Source organism: Sphingomonas changbaiensis NBRC 104936, assembly GCF_000974765.1.
Taxonomy (GTDB): Bacteria; Pseudomonadota; Alphaproteobacteria; order Sphingomonadales; family Sphingomonadaceae; genus Sphingomonas_B; species Sphingomonas_B changbaiensis.
Genome location: NZ_BBWU01000039.1, coordinates 64,908 through 82,698, shown reverse-complemented (window position 1 = coordinate 82,698; position 17,791 = coordinate 64,908). Strand labels below are relative to the sequence as shown.

Genomic DNA, 17,791 nt, shown 5'->3' with positions numbered 1-17,791 from the left:
GCCTCCCCAGAAACTCTTCGCGGATGCGCCCGCGCTCGACTCCTAAGACGGCAGCGACGCCGGAAGCTTGAGCGGGAATGTTGGTTAAAGTGCCGGTAAGCTGCGGATTTCGGACGCTTACCGGATGTAATCGAACAGGCTGAGCTGGCTGAGCTTGGTAAAGCTCGCCTGCGTCGCCTGCAGCGTCAGCATGGTCTTTTGCAGGTCCGTGACTGCCGCCTGGATGTCGACGCCTTCCAGGTTGCCGCGCTCGATGTCGTAATCATTCGCGGCCTTGGCCAGGCTCTCCGACTGGATGTCGAGGCGCGCGCCGCGTGCGCCGATCGACGCGCGAGCGGTGTTCACATTCTCGAGTGCCGCGGCAAGGCCGTCGCTGGCATCGGCGAGCGCCTGTTTGCGATCCGCGGGCGTGGCGCTGCCGCCGACATCAAGCGCCTTTGCGAGGTCGCTGACGATCTTGAACACGTCCTTGGTCGTGCCGCCGACCTGGATGCCGCCGAAGACGCGGGGGCCGCTGTCGCTTGCCTGGACGGTCACGCCGTCGCCGACCGGGATCGGCGGCGCCTCGCCCTGGCCGACAAAGCTGATCGTGCCGTCGGCGGCGCGGCTATAGGCCGGGCCGGCGCTGCTGCCACCGAACAGCGCGGTCCCGCGCACGTCGGTGGTGTTGGCGGTCGAATAGAGATTGTCGACGATCGACTTCAGCTCCGCGGCCATTGCGGCGCGGTTGTCGTCGTTGAGCGTATCGCTGCCGGCGCGGACGAGCAATTCCTGCGCGCGCTGCAAGTCGTTCGTCACGCTGTCGAGCGCGGTGTCTGACTGGCCGAGTATCGACTGGGCAAGCTTCACGTTGCTGGCGAACTGCGTCTGATCTGCGGCGCCGCCGGCCATGCGCGCCAGCCGCGCTGAAATGATCGGATCGTCCGACGGGGTCAGGATGCGCTTGCCGGTTGCGATCTGTTCCTGCAGCTTCGCGGCCAGGCCGGACAGATCGCCCATCTGCCGGTTGCGCGAATCGAAGAAATAGGCGGTGCCGATCTTCATGGGGCGTCCCTTCAATTCACCGCGTCGAGAATCGACTGGAAGATGTCGCGCGACACCTGGATGATCCGGCTCGACGCCTGATAGGCCTGCTGGAAACGCATCAGATCGACGGCTTCCTGATCGAGGTTGACGCCGGTGACCGCGTCGCGGGCGGCGGTCGCGCCCTCCAGGATCGCGTTCTGCGCGTCCGCTACCTGGCGCTTCGCCGACAGCGCGGAGGCGTTGGACGAGACCATTTCATTCGAGGTCGCCTCGAAGCCGCCGTCCTTGCGGAGCTGAGAAAGCAGGTCGAGATTGCCGTTGTCGCGGCTGCCTGGGGTGGTCGCGCTCACGGTGAAGCTGTCGCCGTCGGCGGGCGCGCCGCCGACAGTGATGTCGAGCCCGGCGAGGGTGACCGGCGTGCCCGGCGTGTACGGCGCGGTGCCGATCACGCTGTTGGTGACCGGATCGGTCGCGGTCAGCACGCCGCCGCTGACGGAAATGCGTGTGGAGCTGAGCGGCGTGCCGTTGGTCTGGATTTGCAGCGTGCCGGCGCCGGCGTTGCCTGCCGCCGCGCCGACGGTCCACGGCCGGGCCGCGGCGATCTGGCGCCCGGACAGTGTGTTGACCGCGATCTTGCCGTCGCCGGAACTGGCGTCGAAGAGCGCCGCGCCGGGCTGGCCGTCGAGGTCCACGCCCGCCGCCTGTACCTGGTTGACCCCGTTGGCGAACGACGTGGCGAGATTGGTCACCTGCAGGCGCAGGTCGGAAATCCGGGTCGCGGCTTCAGCAAAGCCGGCGATCGAACCGCCCTTCAGGGGCACGGCCTCGGGCGTGCCGTTAGGATCGAGCGTCAGCGCCATCGTCCCGGACGCGTTGAAGGCGATGTCCAGCGATTTGCTTGCGACGCCGGCAACGATCGTCGGGCCGTTGACGTCGTTGAACTTGACGGTCGCGACGCCGCGCTCGTCGGTGGTGACGCTGATCGACGCGAGCTGGCTCATCTGATCGACCAGCCGGTCGCGCTGATCCATCAGCTGCGCCTGCTCGTTGCTGCCGTCGCGCGCCTTGATCAGCCCGGCATTGGCCTCGGCAAGTCCGGCGGCAAGGCCGTTCAGCTGGTCGACGGCAAGTTTCGCCGATGCACGCAGGTCGCCGTCGATAGCGGCGAGCCCGTTGGACGTCGTCGAAAACGCCGACGACACGCCATAGGCCGCGTCGAGAAAGCCGGCGCGCGGCGCGGACCCGGTCGGATCGGCCGCGATCGCCTGGCCGGCGTTGAAGAATTTGGTCATGGCCGCCGAAATGCCGGCGGTGTTGAGCGTGTTCTCGACCCGCTCCAGCCAGACGATCGTCGAGCCTGTGCGTCCAGATTCGGCCGTCGCGTTGCGCAGGTCGGCAGCGCGGAACGCATCCCAGTCGCGACTGACCGTGTTCGCGGCGACCCCGCTGCCGACGCTCAGGTTCGACATCAGGATGTAGCGTCCGGCGCCCCCGGAAATCTCGGTCAGCTGCGCATTGCGGCGCACATAGCCGGTGGTGTTCGCGTTGGCGATATTCTCGCCGACGACGTTCAGCGCCGTCTGGTATGCGCGCACACTGGTCGAGCCGATCGAGAGCAGGTCGCTCATTTGGCTTCTCCGCCTTTCGCGTTCGCGTCGCCGCCCTTCAGATCAGGCCGATTTTTGGCCAGGAAGTCGGTCAGGGCCTTGCCGATCCCCATCGGGGTATGCAGCGCGATGGTTTCCGAAAGCTTAGCATCCTGCATGTCGCGGAACTGATCGACGGCGTCGCTGTCGAACAGCCCATCGTCCAGCTTCGCCGCGCGCGCGGATTTCAGCATCTGATTGATGAAGATCGATTCGAATTGCGCGGCGGCTTTCGCCAAATTGTCCTTTGTCGCCAGCCGACTGGAGTCGGCGGCGACGCTGGGGCTGCCGACCAGCGGCGGTGTGAGGGGCGGGACGGCGCTCACAGCACGATCAGCTCGGCTTTCAAAGCGCCGGCTTCCTTCAGCGCCTCGAGAATCGCGACCAGATCGGCCGGGCTTGCGCCGATACCGTTCACGGCCTTGACGATGTCGGCCAGCTTGGGGCCGGGCGCGAGCATGAACATCGGATTGGCCTTTTCCTCGACCTGGACATTGCTCTGCTGCTCGACGGCAGTGGTGCCGTTCGACAGCGGCGCAGGCTGAACCACGCGCGGAGCTTCGTCGATGCGGACGGTCAGGCGGCCGTGCGTCACGGCCGCCGGGCCGACGCGGACCGCCGAGTTGATGACGACGGTGCCGGTGCGGGCGTTGACGATCACCTTGGCCGGCGGTTCGGCCGAGACGACGGTCAGGTTCTCGATATCGCTCATCATCGCGGTGCGGACTTCGGCGCCCTGCGGCGCCTTGATGCCGATCGAGACGCCGTCGAGCGTGCGGGCGGTGCCGGTGCCGAAGCGGGCATTGATCGCCTGCGCGACGCGTTCTGACGTCGTGAAGTCAGCCTTCTGCAGATTGAAGCGCAGCTCGTCGCTGGTCGCGAAACCCGTGTCGACCGCACGCTCGACGGTGGCACCGTCGGGGATGCGGCCGCTCGAGGGGACGTTGATGACGATCTTGGAGCCATCCGCGCCTTCCGCGCCCAGGCCGCCGACCGCCAGCGATCCCTGCGCCATTGCATAGATCTGGCCGTCCGCGCCCTGCAGCGGCACCATCAGCAAGCTGCCGCCGCGCAAGGACTTGGCCTTGCCGATCGCGGCAACGGTCACGTCGATGCGCTGGCCGGGCTTGGCAAAGGCAGGAAGCTCCGCCGTCACCATCACGGCCGCGGCGTTCTTCAGCCCCGGATTGATGCCCGCCGGCAGGTTCAGGCCGAAGCGCGAGGTGACGCCCTTCATCGACTGGACCGTGTATTCGAGATTGTCGTCGCCGGTGCCGGCGAGACCGACGACGATGCCGTAGCCGACCAGCTGGTTCGGGCGCACGCCCGCGAACGCGCCCAGATCCTTGATCCGCTCGGCATGGGCCGGCACGGCAAGCAGCGCGAAAAGGGCGATCAGATAGCGGATCATCGTCAAATCCTAGAAGGGGCTGACCAGCGAGAAGAAGCGCTGCAGCCAGCCGGGCCGGGCCTGCCGCTGGAGATCGCCGCGGCCGGTATAGGTGATCTTCGCATCGGCGACGCGCGTGGAGAGCACGCGATTGTCGAGGTCGATGTCGGCGATGCGCACGATCCCCTGGATCTGCACATATTCGTCGCCGCGATTGAGGCGCAGCTGCTTTTCGCCGCGCACCAGCATCGTGCCGTTCGGGTAGACTTCCGCGACCGTCACGCTGACTTCGCCCGACAGGCTGTTCGACTGGCTGGCGCTTCCCTGGCCCTTGAACGCCTGGGTGCCGCTCGCCGCAGCGTCGGTGGCGCCGAACAGCGACAGCGGGCCGCTCGTCGGCGGCGTCAGCCCGATATTGCCGTCGCGGCCGGATTTGGAGCCGACATCCTTCTGAGCAACGGTGCGCTCGGCCAGCACGATCGTCAGCGGATCGCCGACGCGGCGGGCACGCGGCCCCTCGTACAATGCAGCATAACCCGCCGACGCCTGGAAGATCGACCCGTTCGCCGGCGGCGCCGGCGGCTGGACCGGCATGGCCGGAGCATAGTCGATCTTCGGCTTCTTGCGGGCGAGCGCCGGCTGCGTCGCAACCAGCAGCGCCAGCATGGCAAGCGCGAGCTTAGAGGTTCTGGTTGGCATATTGCAGCATCTGATCGGTGGCCGAGATCATCTTGGAGTTGACCTCGTAGGCGCGCTGGGTCTCGATCATGTCGACCAGCTCTTCGACGACATTGACGTTCGAGCCTTCGAGCATGCCCTGGCGGATGTTGCCGCGCCCGTCCTGGCCGGCGACGCCGACATTGGGCGCGCCGCTGGCCGCCGTCTCGGTCAGGAAATTCTCGCCCATCGGCTGGAGGCCGGCAGCGTTGGGGAAGGTCGCGATCTGGATCTGGCCGATCTGGGTCGGCGCGGTCTGACCCTGCACGGTCGCCGACACGGTGCCGTCATTGCCGATGGTGATCGACGTCGCGCCTTCGGGCACGGTGATCCCCGGCTGCACCTGATAGCCCTCGCTGGTGACGAGCAGGCCTTCGGGCGAGCGGCTGAAATTGCCGGCGCGCGTATAGCCGATCTGGCCGCCCGGCATCTGCACCTGGAAATAGCCGGCGCCGTCCAGCGCCAGGTCGAGCGAGTTGCCGGTGGTCTGGAGCGAGCCCTGCGTATCGATCCGGGCAGTGCCCTGGATGCGCACGCCGGTGCCGAGGTTCAGCCCGGTTGCGTATTTCGTCTCCGACGTGCTCGGCGCGCCGTTCGCGGTGACGGTCTGGTAGGCGAGCGTCTCGAACGCGGCGCGGTCGCGCTTGAACCCGGTCGTGTTGACGTTCGCCAGGTTGTTCGAGATCACGCGCATCCGCTCGTTCTGAGCGTCGAGGCCCGTGCGGGCGATGTGCATCGCTGCGCTGGTCATTGCATTTGTCCTTTCACGGCAGGCGCATCAGGGATGCGCCGCCATCGTCCATGTCCTTGGCGGTCGAGAGCATTTTCGCCTGAACTTCGTAGCTGCGCTGATTCTCGATCATCTGGATCAGCGTCTCTGTCACGTTGACGTTCGACTGTTCGAGTGCCCCCGACTTGACCGTCGCGTCGAGATTGGCGGGCAGGGTGCCGCCGTCCTTGACGCGCAGCAGGTTATCCATGCCCTTCAGCGTCACGCTGCCCTTCGGATCGACCAGCTTCAGCCGGTCGATCGTCTGCGGCTTGTCGATCTGGCCGCCTGGCGGCACGATCAGCACCGATCCGTCGGCGGCGATCGTTACCTTTTGGGCGGGCGGGATGGTGATCGGACCGCTGTTGCCGATGACCGGAAAGCCATCACCGGTCTGCAGCACGCCCGAGGGCGCGATCGTCAGGTCGCCGCGGCGGGTATAGGCTTCCTCGCCGTCTCCCGCCTGCACCGCCATCCAGGCGTCGCCGTTGATCGCAACGTCCAGGTCGCGGCCGGTCGAGACGACCGGGCCCGCCTTGCGGTCGGCATCGACGACTTCTTCCGAAGTCAGCGCCCGCGAGTCGAAGCCGGTGCCCTTCAGCGCCAGCTGCTCGAAGTTGAACGTGTCCGCGCGGAAGCCGACCGTCGAGGCGTTCGCCATGTTGTTGGCGATCGCGCCCTGCGCGGCCATGCGGCCCCGCATGCCGGAATAGGCGGTGTAGACCAGTCTATCCATCGATCGCCCCTAAGGCCCTCGTTCCGTTAGCTGCGGATGTTGATGATCGTTTGGCTGAGCTGCGTGGCGGTATCGATCGCCTTCGCATTCGCCTGGAAGTTGCGCTGTGCGGCGATCAGGCCGACCAGCTCTTCGGTGATGTCGACGTTCGACCGCTCGATCGCACCCGCCATCAGGTTGCCGAAGCCGCTTTCGCCCGGCTGGCCGACGGTCGCATCGCCCGACAGACCCGAAACCGACCAGTAGCTGTTGCCGATCTGGCGCAGGCCCTGCGGGTTCGCGAACTGCGCCAGCACGATCTTGCCGAGCGCCTCGTTCTGGCCATTCGAGAAGCTGGCCTTGACCAGACCGTTGGCATCGACCGTCACGCCCTGGAGCTGGCCGATCGGCGCGCCGTCCTGCGACTGGGCGATGATCGAGAAGGCCGACGGGCGCTGCGTCGTGGCGATCGAGAAATCGACGGTCATGTCCTGTGGCGCCGCGTTGGGCGGCGTGAAGGTCGCGAACGTGGTCGGGCCGGCCGGCGTCTGGAGCACGCCGTTCGAATCGAACGTCATCGTCAGCGGCACCGCCGGGTCCGGTTGGGTCGGATCGGCCGAGATCTGCTGGCCGCCGACGAACGAATAGCACTTCCAGGTGCTGGTCGTGACGGCGCCCCCCGGCTGTGTCTCGCGGACGTAATAGTTGGTCAGCGTGTTCGGGTTGCCGACCGAATCGTAGATTACCGTCGACGAGGCGAAGTTGTACGTATCCGGATCGAAACGGCTGAACGCATAGGGGCTGGCTGCCGTCCATTGCGGGTCGTTTGCCGGGATCGGCGCGTTCGCCGACAGGTTGACCGAGACCTTCGCCTGGGTCGTCGCCTTGGGAGTGCCGCTGGTCTGCGGCAGACGGAGGCTGACCGTATCGTCAAGGCTGGTCGCAACGACGGTGCCGCTGCCGTCCACCGGGAAGACCTGCACCGTGGCGCCCTGCGAGTCGGTGACGAGCCGGTCGGCCGACACCGAGAAGGAGCCGTTGCGCGTGAACGCCACTTCGCTTGTATTGGGATTCGGCTTCACGACGAAGAAGCCTTCGCCGCTGATCGCCAGGTCGAGCGAGGACTGCGACTGCTGCAGGCCGCCCTGCGAGAATTGCTGGCGGATGCTCTTCACGTACGAACCGGAGCCGATCAGCTGGTTCGGGCTCTTGGTCGCCGTCGAGGCGATGACGTCGCCGAACTCGACGCGGCTGCGCTTGAAGCCGTTGGTGCTGACGTTCGCGAGGTTGTGCGCGATCGTCGAAAGCTCGGTCTGAGCGCCCTGAAGGCCCGAAAGCGAGGTGTAGAAAGACATGGTTTAACTCCTACGAATGGCTCAGCCGACCTGGCGGACGGCACTCAGAGGCTTCGGACCCAAGCCGGCCAGGTTCAGGGTCGGCGCACCGCCGTCCGAACCCAGGCTGACGGAGGTAACCGGCGCCCAGACGTTGATGGGAGAAGCAACCCGCGTGCCATTTTGCAGCAGGCTGGCAGTGATCTTGTATGGACCGGCCGGAGCGGCGCCGCCGCTGTCGGTCTTGCCGTCCCAGTTGACCGCGAGGTCGCCGGCCCCTTGGGCGCCATAGTTCATCGTGCGCAGCAGGTTACCCGCGCTGTCGCTGATCTGGACCTGGACGTCGTCGGCGGGAGTGGAGAGCGGCAGCACCGCGTTCATGGAGCCGTCCGTGTTGGGGAAAGCGGTATCGCCTTCAACCAGCACCGTCTTGCCGACATAGGAGATCGCCTGGGCGGCGTTGGAGCCGTCGAGCCGCGACGCGACGTCTTTCAGCGTCTTGTTCATCTCCGAAATGCCGGCGACGTTCGAGAAGGTCGCCATCTGCGCGACCATGTCCTCATTCTTGACCGGATCAAACGGGTCCTGGTTCTTCATCTGCTCCGTCAGGAGCTTCAGGAAGCTGTCCTGGCCCAGCGCATTTGCCTGACCGGCCGCCTGCACCTGAGGGGTGCCGGCAACGCCCGTGCGCGAAATGCCGAGCTTGGTGAGAGTGTCGTCGAACGACGAGGAGACGGCGTCGGTCATTTGCCGAGCCTCAGCGTGTCGAGGATCAGACTCTTGGCAGTCTGAAGCACCTCGACGTTGTTCTTATAATTCCGTGCGGTCTCGAGCATGTCGACCATCTCCCGGGTTTCATCGACGGCGGATTCGAAGACGTCGCCATTGGCGTCCGCCATCGGGTGGTTCGGATCGTGACGCTTGGTGGGCGCGGGGCCGGCGGTGACGACTTCCTTGACGTCGACCGTCGCCAGGCCGCTCGCCTTGTCGTAGCTGGTCTTGAAGACCGGCTTCATCGAGCGGTAAGCGTCCTTCTCGCTGCCGGCGACGGCGCCGGCATTGGCGAGGTTCGACGCGGTGGTGTTCATCCGCACGAGCTGCGCCGACATAGCGCGCCCCGCGACATCGAAAATGGTGAGCGGCTGCGCCATCTTCATTCGCCTCTCAGCGCGCGCGTGAGCGTCTGGATGCGGCCGTTCAGGAACGCGAGCGTCGTCTGATAGGCGACGGCGTTTTCGGCGAACTGGGTCTGCTCGGTGTTGAGCTCGACCGTGTTGCCATCCAGCGACGGCTGCAGCGGCACGCGGAATTTGGTGGCACTCTCGATCGCGGACGAAACACTCGTGCCCGGCTTTTCCGCCGCGGCGAGCGCTTCCGAGAAATCGATGTCCTTCGCCTTGAACCCCGGCGTCGAGGCGTTGGCGATGTTGGAGGCAAGCAGGCCCAGCCGCTGCGAACGCAGCGCCAGCGCCTTCCCATGCACTCCGAACAGATCGTCACCCAAAGCCATGTCGGCTCCTCGCGAATGTTGCGCGGGGCGATCTGCAAAGGGTGTGCCAAGTCGCTGAAAGGGCTCGGCCGAGCGTCCATTGGCACGGCGGCGGCACCGAACCGGCAACATTTTGCCGCCGATCGGCAAGCCGCCTTGCCGCTGCCGTCCTCGGTTGCCGCGTTAGCGCATTTGGCCCGGCTCTTGCTGAATACAGGCGCGATGAACATCGACGCGTCCACCCTGCTCGTCTTCTATGATCCGGTTGCGCTGGCGATCGTCGGTGGCGGCACCATGCTCGCCACCGCCGCGCGCGGGCCGTTCACAGACACGCTGAACGCGCTTCGGTCACTGCCGGTGCTTGTGCGGCGGCCGTTCGACTTCGGGCCCGCCCGCGCCGAGCTCGCCCGCGCCGAGCGGGTCGCGCATGCCAAGAGCCTGCTCGCGATCGATTCCCAGGTGCTGAAGGACGCGGACGTGGTGCGCGGCGTCGAAGCTGTCGCGGACGGCGCCACGCCCGACCAGGTCGAGCAATTGCTTGATCGGCTGCGCGAGGAACGGCTCGATCGCCATACGGTCGTCCAGGACTTCTGGGCCGCGGCGGCCGAGGCGGCGCCCGCAATGGGGATGGTCGGCACGCTGATCGGCCTCGTTCGCATGTTCCGCTCCATGGACGATCCGGCGACGATCGGCGCTGCGATGGCCATTGCACTACTCGCAACGCTGTACGGAGCGCTTTTTGCCAACCTGATCGCGGCGCCGGTCGCGGCCCGGCTGCGCCGGCTCTCTCGCGCGGAAGAGAGTGAGCGCCGAGGTCTGGTCGCGCCGTTCCGTGCTTTCGCCAGGCGGGAAACGCCGATCAAGCGGAGCCGCGCCGCCTGATGCGTGCCGCGCTTCCTCTCTCCAGGCCGCTATGGCTGATCACGCTCGCCGACCTGTCGCTGCTGCTGGTCGGCTTCTTCGTGTTCCTGCAGGCGACCGCGCACAAGCCGCGGCCGGAGCAGGAGGCGATCCGCGCCGGCATTCGCGAGGCGTTCGGGGGCGTCGGCCGGATGCCGCTCGCCGTCGACGCCAATGCGATCGCCGGCTTCGCCTCCGGCAGCACCGCACTTCCCGCCGACACCGCCGCCGTGGCCGCCTGGGCGCGAGACGCACTTTCCGACCCGCGCACCCGCCTGATCGTCACCGGCTATGCCGATGGCTCGCCCGCCGATCGGGCGAACGGCAGCGCGCTGGCTCTTGCCGGCCTGCGTGCCGAAGCCGTCGCTGCGGCGATCGGCGGCGCGATCCCGCCTGACCGGCTGCGCCTGGGCGCCGCCATCGCTCCCGGTGCGCGCCGGGTCATGCTTTCCGTTTCCTACGATCCTTGATGGAGCCGACCATGCTCTCGCTTTTCCTTCTTTCCGTCGCAGCACCGACCAATCTGGCGCTGCTCGACCGCGCCGCCGAAATCTTCGCCGGCGCACGCCTGGGCGAGCCGGGCGGCCCGATCGCCCCGATCGATCGCCGGCTGCGGCTGGCCAATTGCAGCTCCAGCCCCGAGTTCACCTGGCGCACCGACGCGCACGACGCGATCGTGATCCGCTGCCCCGATCCCAGGGGCTGGCGGATCTTCGTGTCGGTTCGCGCCATTCCCGCCGCGCCTGTTGCACCCGCTGCGGTCCAGCAGGCGGCGGTGAAGGCGGAGCCGGTCATTCGCCGCGGCGATCCAGTGACGCTCGAGGCGAGCCAGAGCGGCTTTGCCGTCTCGGCGGATGGGATTGCGATGGGCGATGCGGCACCCGGCGAGCGGCTGCAGGTCAAGATGGAGGGCGCGAAGGCGCCCGTGCAGGCGGTTGCCGTCGAAGCTGGCAAGGCGACGCTGCCAGGCTGGTGAGCAACTTTTCCTAAAGGTTCTGACCAGCCGGCCGTTCAATCATCCGAACCCCACTCCAGCCAAGAAAGGACGCGGGCATGATTGATCCAATCGGCGTAACGCCCGGCACCGTCCAGGGCGTTCGTGTTGAACCGAGGGAAGCGACGAAAGTCGTGTCCCTGCAATCCATTCGTGCGTCCGAGCCGGCCGTTGCGGAAACCAGCGCGCGGGAGACCGCGAAGGCGCTTGCCGCACAACCGCCGGTCGACACGGACCGCGTGCAGCAGATCCGGCGGGCGCTCCAGGAAGGACGCTACCCGCTCGTCCCCGCCAAGATCGCCGACCGGATGATCGCGGCGCAAATGAAATGGGCCGAAAAGAAATGACCCGAACGGATGCCCTGAAGGCGGTGATCGCCTCGCTGCAGGACGAGCTGGCGGCGCTGAAGAGCTTCGACATCGAGGCGCTCGCCACGGCGACGGCGGAGAAGGAAGGGCGCATTGGCGTCCTCGCCGCGCGCAACGACAACCCGATCTCGGCCGAAGAGCGCGCGCTCGCAGAAGAAGCGATGCGGCTGAACGAGACAGCGCGGGTCTATGTCAACCTGATGAGCGCGAATGTGAAACAACGCCTCGAAACGCTCACCGGCATCAAACCGGTCGCCTACGCCCCGACAAGGGCCGTGGCGTGATTAAGTCCCTCTCCCGCTTGCGGGAGAGGGAGGGGCCCAAGCCGGCAGGCTTGGGAGGGTGAGGGCCCGAGCTGACGCTCTGAGCCCAACACCCTCACCCCGCTCGCGCCCGCAGGCGCGAGTCGCCCTCTCCCGCTTGCGGGAGAGGGGTTTTGTTAAACTGGCACACCCCTTGCAGTTCATCGCCCGAGAACAACCGGGGCGCATGAATGACCGTTGCCACGCTTCAATCGCTGCTTTCGACAGGGGGGGTGCAGTCCGCGATTCAGCGGGCGAGCCTGAAGACCGGCGTCGATTTTTCCTACCTGCTGGGGCAGGCGCAGGTCGAATCGAGCCTGCGCCCCGATGCGAAGGCGCAGACCAGCAGCGCGTCCGGACTCTATCAGTTCGTCGAGCAGAGCTGGCTCGGAACCGTCAAGCAGCATGGGGCGGAACATGGCCTCGCCTGGGCGGCGGACGCGATCAGCCAGGGCTCCGGCGGCCGCTATTACGTCTCCGACACGGCGACCCGCGCCTATATCCTGAAGTTGCGCAACAACCCGGACATTGCCTCGATGATGGCGGCCGAGCACGCTGCCGACAACAAGGCGGAGCTTGAAACGAGCCTGGGCCGGGAGGTCGGCGGCGCCGATCTCTACATGGCGCATTTCCTGGGCGTGGGCGGCGCGAAGAAGTTCCTGTCCACGCTTGCCAGCAACCCCGGCGCATCGGCCGCGCAGCTCTTCCCGGCCGCGGCCGCGTCGAACCGCCACGTCTTCTTCGGCGAAAGCGGCCAGGCACGCTCGGTCGCCGAAATCTATGACCGGTTCACGGCCAAGCTGCAGCACGGCGCCGAGGTTGCCGCCGGCGGCAATGCCTTGCCGCCCATTGCCGCCCCCGGCAAAGCCGACCCGCTCCAGCTTGCGATGGCAGAGCAGGATGTCGACCGTCCCGAAGTCGCGACCCTCGACCAACTGCTGGCGTCGGCGGATCGTTCGTCGCTGCTGCGGCCGACGCCCAAGACCGCGCAGCTCGCCTATATGCTGCTCGCGAGCATGGGAGCGTAACGGGTGGCGTCGCTCGCTCTGACTCCCGCCGCCGCGGGCAAGGCCGGCCGGCTGGCCGCGCTTCCCGCCGGCATCCTGATCCTCGTCCTGCTGATGGTCGTGCCGATTCCGGCCGCCCTGCTCGACGTCTTCTTCATCATGAACATCATGATCTCGGTCGCGGTGCTGATGGTGGCGCTGAACGCCGAGAAGCCGCTCGATTTCTCCAGCTTTCCGACCGTGCTGCTGCTGGCGACCCTGTTTCGCCTGTCGCTGAACGTCGCCTCCACCCGCGTCGTGCTGGTGCATGGCCATGAGGGCAAGGGCGCCGCCGGCCATGTGATCGAGGCGTTCGGCGCCTTCCTGATCGGCGGCAACTATGTCGTCGGCCTGCTGGTGTTCGCGATCCTCGTCATCATCAACATGGTGGTGATCACCAAGGGCGCCGGCCGCGTCTCCGAAGTTTCGGCGCGCTTCACCCTCGACGCGTTGCCGGGCAAGCAGATGGCGATCGACGCCGATCTCAACTCCGGCCTGATCACGCCCGAGGAAGCCAAGGCCCGCCGCGTCGAAACCGCGGTCGAGGCGGACTTCTATGGCTCGATGGATGGTTCGTCCAAATTTGTGAAAGGCGACGCAGTCGCCGCGCTGCTGATCCTGGGCGTCAACGTGATCGGCGGCCTGATCATCGGCGTCGCAAGCCACGGCCTCGGCGTGGGCGATGCGGCCAAGGCCTATGTGCTGCTCGCGGTCGGCGACGCGCTGGTCGCGCAGATCCCGGCGCTGCTGCTGTCGATCGCCGCCGCCGCCATCGTCACCCGCGTCGCCTCCAGCCACGACCTTGCCGGCCAGATCGGCAGCCAGTTCGCATCGCCCCGCACCTGGGCGCCAGTTGCCGCGATCCTGGGCATCATGGGCGTGCTGCCCGGCATGCCGCACATGCTGATGCTGCCCGCCGCGGCGATTGCCGGCTTCGGCGCGTGGAAGCTGGCGAAGAACAAGGCTGCGGCCGATGCGCTGCCGGCCCCCGCCAACGACGATACGCCGGCCGACCTCAGCCGCATCGATTGGTCCGAAGTGTCGGATGCGATGCAGGTCAATCTGGAGATCGGCTATGGCCTGGTGCCGCTGGTCGACGAGCGCCAGGGCGCGCCGCTGATGGCCCGCATCACCGGCGTGCGCCGCCAGCTCTCGAAGGAGCTCGGCTTCGTCGTCCCGCAGGTTCGCGTCCGCGACAATATCTCGATCGCGCCGTACAATTATCGAATTCTGGTCAACGGCGTTGTGGTCGGCGAGGACATGGCGTCTCCCGACGAAATGCTCGCGCTCGACACCGGCCAGGCGATCGGTCGCCTGCCGGGCAAGAAGGCGAAGGACCCGACCTTCGGCCTGGACGCAGTCTGGATCTCGCCAAACGACGCCGATGCCGCGACCGCGGCGGGCTATATGGTCGTCGATTCCGGCACCGTCATCGCGACCCACCTCAATCACCTGCTCGGCGCCCATGCCGCCGAGCTGCTCGGCCCGGACGAAGTGCAGAGCTTGCTCGACCGGCTGAAGGAATCGGCCGCTCAACTGGTCGCGTCGCTCTCGCCGGCTCCGGTGCCGCTGACCACGCTGACGCAGGTGCTGCGCGCGCTGCTGGCGGAAGGAATCCCGCTCAAGGAATTCCGGCGCATTGCCGCCGCCATCGCCGTCGCCGCCCAGCGCACGCTCGATCCCGAAGAGCTGGTGGAGGCGATCCGCCCCGATCTGGGTGCACTGATCATCCAGCGCATCTGCGGCCCGCGCGAGCCGCTGCGCGTGATGACGCTCGAAGGCGGGCTGGAGGCGATCCTGGGCCAGGCGGTCCGTTCGGACCCCGCCAACCGTCACATGGTCGAACCCGAACTCGGCCGTCGTATCATCGACGCGCTCCAGCAGGGTGCCCGGCCGTTGATCGCCGAGAACAAGCCGTTCGCGCTGGTCGTCCAGCCGGCCGTGCGTCTCGCCGTGCGCAAGCTTGTGCGGACGTCGCTGCCCGACACGCCTGTGATGAGCTTCCTGGAAGTCCCCGAAGACAAGGCCGTCGAGGTCGTCGCCGTGATCGGCGCGCCCGAGCGGCTGGCCGCGTGAGGTCGATGATGGCCGCGCAACCGCTCCATTCTCCCACCTACACCCGCACCGGCCCCAGTGCCGCGGCGGCGAACGAGGCGCTGATCCGCGAGCATATGCCGCTGGTCCGCCGCATCGCCTGGCACGTGCACGGCTCGATCTCCAGCTCGGTCGAGGTCGAAGACCTGGTTCAGACGGGCCTAGTCGCCCTGGTCGAGGCCGCCGGCTCGTTCGAGGATCGGGGACAGGTGACCTTCGCCCAGTATCTCGGCACCCGCATTCGCGGCGCCATGATCGACGAGCTCAGGCGCCAGGCGACGATCACCCGCGGCGCGATGCGGCGCCGGCGTGAGATCGCCGAGGCGGAAAAAACTCTCGCCGTCCAGCTCGGCCGCGCGCCGAGCGACGAAGAGCTCGCCTTTCAGCTGGGCGTTCCGACCGAGCGGCTGCGCCAGGAGCGGGATGCCGCCCAGCCGGTTCGTTTCGAGCCGATCGACGGCGTCTACACCGACGACAATCCCTGGTTCATGAGCGACGATCCGAACCCGTTCGACCTGCTCGAAAGCGAGGATCTGCGGCAGACGCTGATCGCGGCGATCGGTCGCTTGTCCGAACGCGAGGCGCAGGTGATCCAGCTTTATTATGTCGAGGAGTTGAACCTCGAGGAGATCGGGCAGGTGCTTGGGGTCGGCGCCGCGCGCGTGTGCCAGATCAAGAAGTCTGCGCACGACCGCCTGAAAAAGGCGCTGGAAGCGCGGATCGGCTAGACCATCTCTCCGGCCCGCATGGGCTCGGCGAGCGGCTTGTCCCGCAGGAACTCGCGGATTGCCGCTGTCACGGTCTCGGGCGCTTCCCAGGTGACGAAGTGTCCGGTGTCGACCTCGATGACCGTCAAATCGTCGACGAAGGCCGAAAGTCCGTCGAGCTGCACCGGCAGAAGCGAGCGGTCGCGCATGCCCCAGATCACCAGCGCCGGCATTCTGAGCGTCGGGAAAGGAGCCTCCAGATACGGCGGCCGCTCGACCGTCTCGTCCGGCTTCGGCACCAGAATGGACGAGGCACGATACCAGTTCAGCATCGCCGTGAACGCGCCGGGCGTGCGCCACTGGTCCAGATAGACGGCCTTCTCCTCCTCGCTCAGCAGCTTTGCGTCGGTGGAGCGTATGAAGTTGATCTCGAAGAACTTCTCGAGGCCCATTGCGCCCAGCTTGGTCTCGAATGCCGGCTCACGGAAGGTGCGGATATATTGCGAGGCCGCCCGCTGCTCTGGATCGTCGATTAGCGTGCGCTGGAAGATGAACGGATGCGGCGCATTCGCAATCACCAGCCGCGCAATCCGATCGGGATGCTTCAGCGCCGCCAGCCAGGCGATCGCGCCGCCCCAGTCGTGGCCGACCAGCGTGAACCGCTCCAGCTCCAGCGCGTCGGCGAGCGCGATCAGGTCTGCGACCGGCTTCGACGGTTCGTAATCTTCAATCCTGGGCGGCTTGGATGACCCGGCATAGCCGCGCTGGTCCGGAGCCACGACGAAGCAGGTGTCCGACAGCGCCGCCAGCTGGTGCCGCCAGGTCCGGTGCGATTCCGGAAAGCCGTGCAGGAAGATCAGTGCTTCGCCGCCCCGCGGGCCGCCCATCGTCACGTCCAGCTCGACCCCGGTCGGCAAATGGAAGCGTTGCTGCTGCAGCGTCATGGCCCACTCTCCTGATCCGTGCTGCCGAAACGAACGGGCGCGCGGAAGGTCCCCGGTCAGGGATAGCTGACAGTGATCGGCACCTCCGGCAGCGGGATGAATTCGTCCGAATCGCCGGGGACAAGCGGGAAGCGCCCATCTTTCCAGTCGTGCTTCGCCTGGTTGATCCGCTCGCGGCTGGACGAAACGAAGTTCCACCACACGTGCCGCGGCGTCGCGAACGCCTCGCCGCCGAGCAACATCGCGCGGGCGCCGGTGTCGGAGCGCAGCGTCATTGGCGTGCCGGGCTTCAGCAGGTACAGCGTGTGGAGCTCCAGCGGCTCGCCATCGAGGGTCGCGTCGCCGGACGCGACCAGCACCGCCCGCTCGTCGGCCGCGGCGTCGATCGGCAAGGATGCGCCGGCTTCGAGCCGGATATCGGCATAGATGGTGTCCGCATAGCAGGTGGTCGGCGCCGTGCGTCCCCAGAGGCTGCCCATGATCACACACGCATTGACGCCGCCGTCGGCCACGATCGGCAGGTCCCCCGCCGCGACATGCTCGAACGCTGGGTCGATCTCCTCGCGCCCGTCGGGCAGCGCCAGCCATGTCTGCATGCCTGACATGATCGCGCCGCCGTCGCGCTGATCGGCAGGCGAGCGTTCGGAATGAACGATGCCGCGTCCCGCCGTCATCAGATTGACGGCGCCCGGCTCGATCCGCGCGCAGGTGCCGAGCGAATCGCGGTGATCGATCGCGCCGCCGAACAGATAAGTGACGGTTGCGAGATTGATGTGCGGATGCGGCCGCACGTCCATGCCCGCGCCGGGCGCGAGCTGGGCCGGCCCGAATTGATCGACAAAGATGAACGGGCCGACCATCGTCCGCGGCTTGGACGGCAGCGTGCGACGCACCTTGAACCCGCCCAGATCGTGCGTGCTCGGCGTGATCGTGAGGGTGAAGAGGTCGGTCATTGTTTCTCCCCTCCCGCTTGCGGGAGGGGCAGGGGTGGGGCCGTCCTCACGCGCTGGGGCATTTCAATTTGCCACCCCTAGCCCGTCCCGCAAGCGGTAGGGGAACCTCCGACGGCGCCTTGGTCACCATTGCCAGCGCGTGCACGCGGTCGCGCAGCAGGTCGCCCAGCGCTGTGTTGACCATCCGCTGCCGGGCAACGCGATTCTGCCCTTCGAAGAAGCTGCTCACCACGATCACCGTGAAATGGCTCTCGCCCCGCGGATCATGCCCGGCATGGCCGCGATGCTTGTCGCTGTCGTCGATCACCTCGAGCCGTTCCGGGGCGAGTGCGCCCCGCAGCCGATTTTCGATTTCGGCCGCCACCGGGCCCTTCGCAGTTTCGATCATGGCCCCCAT

22 protein-coding genes are annotated in these 17,791 nt (G+C 67.0%); 8 read left to right on the top strand and 14 right to left on the bottom strand.

What is annotated here, in order from left to right; translation table 11 throughout:
* Positions 1–117: 117 nt before the first annotated feature.
* The 11 genes from flgL to flgB are packed head-to-tail and all read right to left on the bottom strand — an operon-like array spanning position 118 to position 9,107.
* Positions 118–1,044 carry a flagellar hook-associated protein FlgL gene (gene flgL / locus SCH01S_RS09710; RefSeq protein ID WP_046348600.1) on the bottom strand — a complete coding sequence of 309 codons (927 nt, stop codon included), beginning with the start codon at positions 1,042–1,044 and terminating at the stop codon, positions 118–120.
* Positions 1,045–1,055: 11 nt separating this feature from the next.
* Complete coding sequence (locus SCH01S_RS09705; RefSeq protein WP_046348599.1) at positions 1,056–2,654, bottom strand: flagellar hook-associated protein FlgK; 1,599 nt, start codon at positions 2,652–2,654, stop codon at positions 1,056–1,058.
* Positions 2,651–2,998, bottom strand: coding sequence for a rod-binding protein (locus SCH01S_RS17185; protein ID WP_046348598.1), 348 nt, complete (start codon positions 2,996–2,998; stop codon positions 2,651–2,653). The genes SCH01S_RS09705 and SCH01S_RS17185 overlap by 4 nt, the downstream gene beginning before the upstream one ends.
* Positions 2,995–4,083, bottom strand: a complete 1,089-nt coding sequence (locus SCH01S_RS09695) for a flagellar basal body P-ring protein FlgI (RefSeq protein ID WP_046348597.1) — start codon at positions 4,081–4,083, stop codon at positions 2,995–2,997. The genes SCH01S_RS17185 and SCH01S_RS09695 overlap by 4 nt, the downstream gene beginning before the upstream one ends.
* A 9-nt stretch (positions 4,084–4,092) precedes the next feature.
* Positions 4,093–4,728: a flagellar basal body L-ring protein FlgH gene (locus SCH01S_RS09690; RefSeq protein ID WP_046348596.1), complete on the bottom strand. Its 636-nt coding sequence runs from the start codon at positions 4,726–4,728 to the stop codon at positions 4,093–4,095.
* A gap of 13 nt (positions 4,729–4,741) precedes the next feature.
* The gene (gene flgG / locus SCH01S_RS09685; protein WP_046348595.1) at positions 4,742–5,530 is read right to left on the bottom strand and encodes a flagellar basal-body rod protein FlgG; all 789 of its coding nucleotides are present in this window, start codon (positions 5,528–5,530) and stop codon (positions 4,742–4,744) included.
* Positions 5,531–5,543: 13 nt separating this feature from the next.
* Positions 5,544–6,284: a flagellar basal-body rod protein FlgF gene (gene flgF / locus SCH01S_RS09680; protein ID WP_046348594.1), complete on the bottom strand. Its 741-nt coding sequence runs from the start codon at positions 6,282–6,284 to the stop codon at positions 5,544–5,546.
* A 26-nt stretch (positions 6,285–6,310) separates the two neighbouring features.
* The gene (locus tag SCH01S_RS09675; protein ID WP_046348593.1) at positions 6,311–7,618 is read right to left on the bottom strand and encodes a flagellar hook protein FlgE; all 1,308 of its coding nucleotides are present in this window, start codon (positions 7,616–7,618) and stop codon (positions 6,311–6,313) included.
* 21 nt (positions 7,619–7,639) lie between these two features.
* A complete protein-coding gene (locus SCH01S_RS09670; RefSeq protein WP_046348592.1) occupies positions 7,640–8,344 on the bottom strand; it encodes a flagellar hook assembly protein FlgD in 705 nt (234 codons plus the stop codon).
* The gene (flgC, locus tag SCH01S_RS09665) at positions 8,341–8,748 is read right to left on the bottom strand and encodes a flagellar basal body rod protein FlgC (RefSeq protein WP_084689505.1); all 408 of its coding nucleotides are present in this window, start codon (positions 8,746–8,748) and stop codon (positions 8,341–8,343) included. Before flgC ends, SCH01S_RS09670 begins: the two co-directional genes overlap by 4 nt.
* Before the next feature lie 2 nt (positions 8,749–8,750).
* Positions 8,751–9,107: a flagellar basal body rod protein FlgB gene (flgB, locus tag SCH01S_RS09660; protein WP_046348590.1), complete on the bottom strand. Its 357-nt coding sequence runs from the start codon at positions 9,105–9,107 to the stop codon at positions 8,751–8,753.
* A 171-nt stretch (positions 9,108–9,278) separates the two neighbouring features.
* Here flgB and SCH01S_RS09655 point away from each other — a divergent pair, with 171 nt between their 5' ends.
* The 8 genes from SCH01S_RS09655 (at position 9,279) to SCH01S_RS09620 (ending at position 15,518) form a co-directional block, all read left to right on the top strand.
* Positions 9,279–9,968, top strand: coding sequence for a motility protein A (locus SCH01S_RS09655; protein WP_245612219.1), 690 nt, complete (start codon positions 9,279–9,281; stop codon positions 9,966–9,968).
* Positions 9,968–10,456, top strand: coding sequence for a flagellar motor protein MotB (locus tag SCH01S_RS09650; protein ID WP_046348589.1), 489 nt, complete (start codon positions 9,968–9,970; stop codon positions 10,454–10,456). Before SCH01S_RS09655 ends, SCH01S_RS09650 begins: the two co-directional genes overlap by 1 nt.
* An 11-nt stretch (positions 10,457–10,467) precedes the next feature.
* On the top strand, positions 10,468–10,962 hold the full coding sequence (locus tag SCH01S_RS09645; protein WP_046348699.1) for a flagella basal body P-ring formation protein FlgA: 495 nt from the start codon (positions 10,468–10,470) through the stop codon (positions 10,960–10,962).
* 77 nt (positions 10,963–11,039) lie between these two features.
* Positions 11,040–11,327 carry a flagellar biosynthesis anti-sigma factor FlgM gene (gene flgM, locus SCH01S_RS15845; protein ID WP_052733885.1) on the top strand — a complete coding sequence of 96 codons (288 nt, stop codon included), beginning with the start codon at positions 11,040–11,042 and terminating at the stop codon, positions 11,325–11,327.
* Positions 11,324–11,632 (top strand): flagellar protein FlgN, encoded by a 309-nt coding sequence (locus SCH01S_RS09635; protein ID WP_157032884.1) that lies wholly within the window; start codon positions 11,324–11,326, stop codon positions 11,630–11,632. Before flgM ends, SCH01S_RS09635 begins: the two co-directional genes overlap by 4 nt.
* A 209-nt stretch (positions 11,633–11,841) precedes the next feature.
* Positions 11,842–12,678, top strand: a complete 837-nt coding sequence (locus SCH01S_RS09630) for a flagellar protein FlgJ (protein ID WP_046348587.1) — start codon at positions 11,842–11,844, stop codon at positions 12,676–12,678.
* Between the two features lie 3 nt (positions 12,679–12,681).
* The gene (flhA, locus tag SCH01S_RS09625; RefSeq protein WP_046348586.1) at positions 12,682–14,772 is read left to right on the top strand and encodes a flagellar biosynthesis protein FlhA; all 2,091 of its coding nucleotides are present in this window, start codon (positions 12,682–12,684) and stop codon (positions 14,770–14,772) included.
* An 8-nt stretch (positions 14,773–14,780) separates the two neighbouring features.
* A complete protein-coding gene (locus tag SCH01S_RS09620; RefSeq protein WP_046348697.1) occupies positions 14,781–15,518 on the top strand; it encodes a sigma-70 family RNA polymerase sigma factor in 738 nt (245 codons plus the stop codon).
* Here SCH01S_RS09620 and SCH01S_RS09615 read toward each other — a convergent pair.
* From SCH01S_RS09615 to SCH01S_RS09605, 3 genes are read right to left on the bottom strand one after another with little or no spacing between them, the layout of a single operon-like run.
* Positions 15,515–16,441 carry an alpha/beta fold hydrolase gene (locus tag SCH01S_RS09615; protein ID WP_046348585.1) on the bottom strand — a complete coding sequence of 309 codons (927 nt, stop codon included), beginning with the start codon at positions 16,439–16,441 and terminating at the stop codon, positions 15,515–15,517. The two genes, SCH01S_RS09620 and SCH01S_RS09615, sit on opposite strands and share 4 nt — an antisense overlap.
* Before the next feature lie 56 nt (positions 16,442–16,497).
* Positions 16,498–17,394 carry a pirin family protein gene (locus SCH01S_RS09610; protein WP_046348584.1) on the bottom strand — a complete coding sequence of 299 codons (897 nt, stop codon included), beginning with the start codon at positions 17,392–17,394 and terminating at the stop codon, positions 16,498–16,500.
* A 46-nt stretch (positions 17,395–17,440) separates the two neighbouring features.
* Complete coding sequence (locus SCH01S_RS09605; protein WP_046348583.1) at positions 17,441–17,782, bottom strand: BolA family protein; 342 nt, start codon at positions 17,780–17,782, stop codon at positions 17,441–17,443.
* Positions 17,783–17,791: the final 9 nt, after the last annotated feature.

What these genes read in the sequence shown, in the direction of transcription:
- SCH01S_RS09650 (WP_046348589.1), top strand. Translation starts at nt 9,968, where the DNA reads ATGCGTGCCGCGCTTCCTCTCTCCAGGCCGCTATGGCTGATCACGCTC.
- flgL (WP_046348600.1), bottom strand. Translation starts at nt 1,044, where the DNA reads ATGAAGATCGGCACCGCCTATTTCTTCGATTCGCGCAACCGGCAGATG.
- SCH01S_RS09605 (WP_046348583.1), bottom strand. Translation starts at nt 17,782, where the DNA reads ATGATCGAAACTGCGAAGGGCCCGGTGGCGGCCGAAATCGAAAATCGG.
- SCH01S_RS09610 (WP_046348584.1), bottom strand. Translation starts at nt 17,394, where the DNA reads ATGACCGACCTCTTCACCCTCACGATCACGCCGAGCACGCACGATCTG.
- SCH01S_RS09630 (WP_046348587.1), top strand. Translation starts at nt 11,842, where the DNA reads ATGACCGTTGCCACGCTTCAATCGCTGCTTTCGACAGGGGGGGTGCAG.
- flgC (WP_084689505.1), bottom strand. Translation starts at nt 8,748, where the DNA reads ATGGCGCAGCCGCTCACCATTTTCGATGTCGCGGGGCGCGCTATGTCG.
- SCH01S_RS09675 (WP_046348593.1), bottom strand. Translation starts at nt 7,618, where the DNA reads ATGTCTTTCTACACCTCGCTTTCGGGCCTTCAGGGCGCTCAGACCGAG.
- SCH01S_RS09620 (WP_046348697.1), top strand. Translation starts at nt 14,781, where the DNA reads ATGGCCGCGCAACCGCTCCATTCTCCCACCTACACCCGCACCGGCCCC.
- SCH01S_RS09690 (WP_046348596.1), bottom strand. Translation starts at nt 4,728, where the DNA reads ATGCTGGCGCTGCTGGTTGCGACGCAGCCGGCGCTCGCCCGCAAGAAG.
- flgM (WP_052733885.1), top strand. Translation starts at nt 11,040, where the DNA reads ATGATTGATCCAATCGGCGTAACGCCCGGCACCGTCCAGGGCGTTCGT.
- flgF (WP_046348594.1), bottom strand. Translation starts at nt 6,284, where the DNA reads ATGGATAGACTGGTCTACACCGCCTATTCCGGCATGCGGGGCCGCATG.
- flgB (WP_046348590.1), bottom strand. Translation starts at nt 9,107, where the DNA reads ATGGCTTTGGGTGACGATCTGTTCGGAGTGCATGGGAAGGCGCTGGCG.
- SCH01S_RS09670 (WP_046348592.1), bottom strand. Translation starts at nt 8,344, where the DNA reads ATGACCGACGCCGTCTCCTCGTCGTTCGACGACACTCTCACCAAGCTC.
- SCH01S_RS09695 (WP_046348597.1), bottom strand. Translation starts at nt 4,083, where the DNA reads ATGATCCGCTATCTGATCGCCCTTTTCGCGCTGCTTGCCGTGCCGGCC.
- SCH01S_RS09705 (WP_046348599.1), bottom strand. Translation starts at nt 2,654, where the DNA reads ATGAGCGACCTGCTCTCGATCGGCTCGACCAGTGTGCGCGCATACCAG.
- flgG (WP_046348595.1), bottom strand. Translation starts at nt 5,530, where the DNA reads ATGACCAGCGCAGCGATGCACATCGCCCGCACGGGCCTCGACGCTCAG.
- SCH01S_RS09635 (WP_157032884.1), top strand. Translation starts at nt 11,324, where the DNA reads ATGACCCGAACGGATGCCCTGAAGGCGGTGATCGCCTCGCTGCAGGAC.
- SCH01S_RS09615 (WP_046348585.1), bottom strand. Translation starts at nt 16,441, where the DNA reads ATGACGCTGCAGCAGCAACGCTTCCATTTGCCGACCGGGGTCGAGCTG.
- SCH01S_RS09645 (WP_046348699.1), top strand. Translation starts at nt 10,468, where the DNA reads ATGCTCTCGCTTTTCCTTCTTTCCGTCGCAGCACCGACCAATCTGGCG.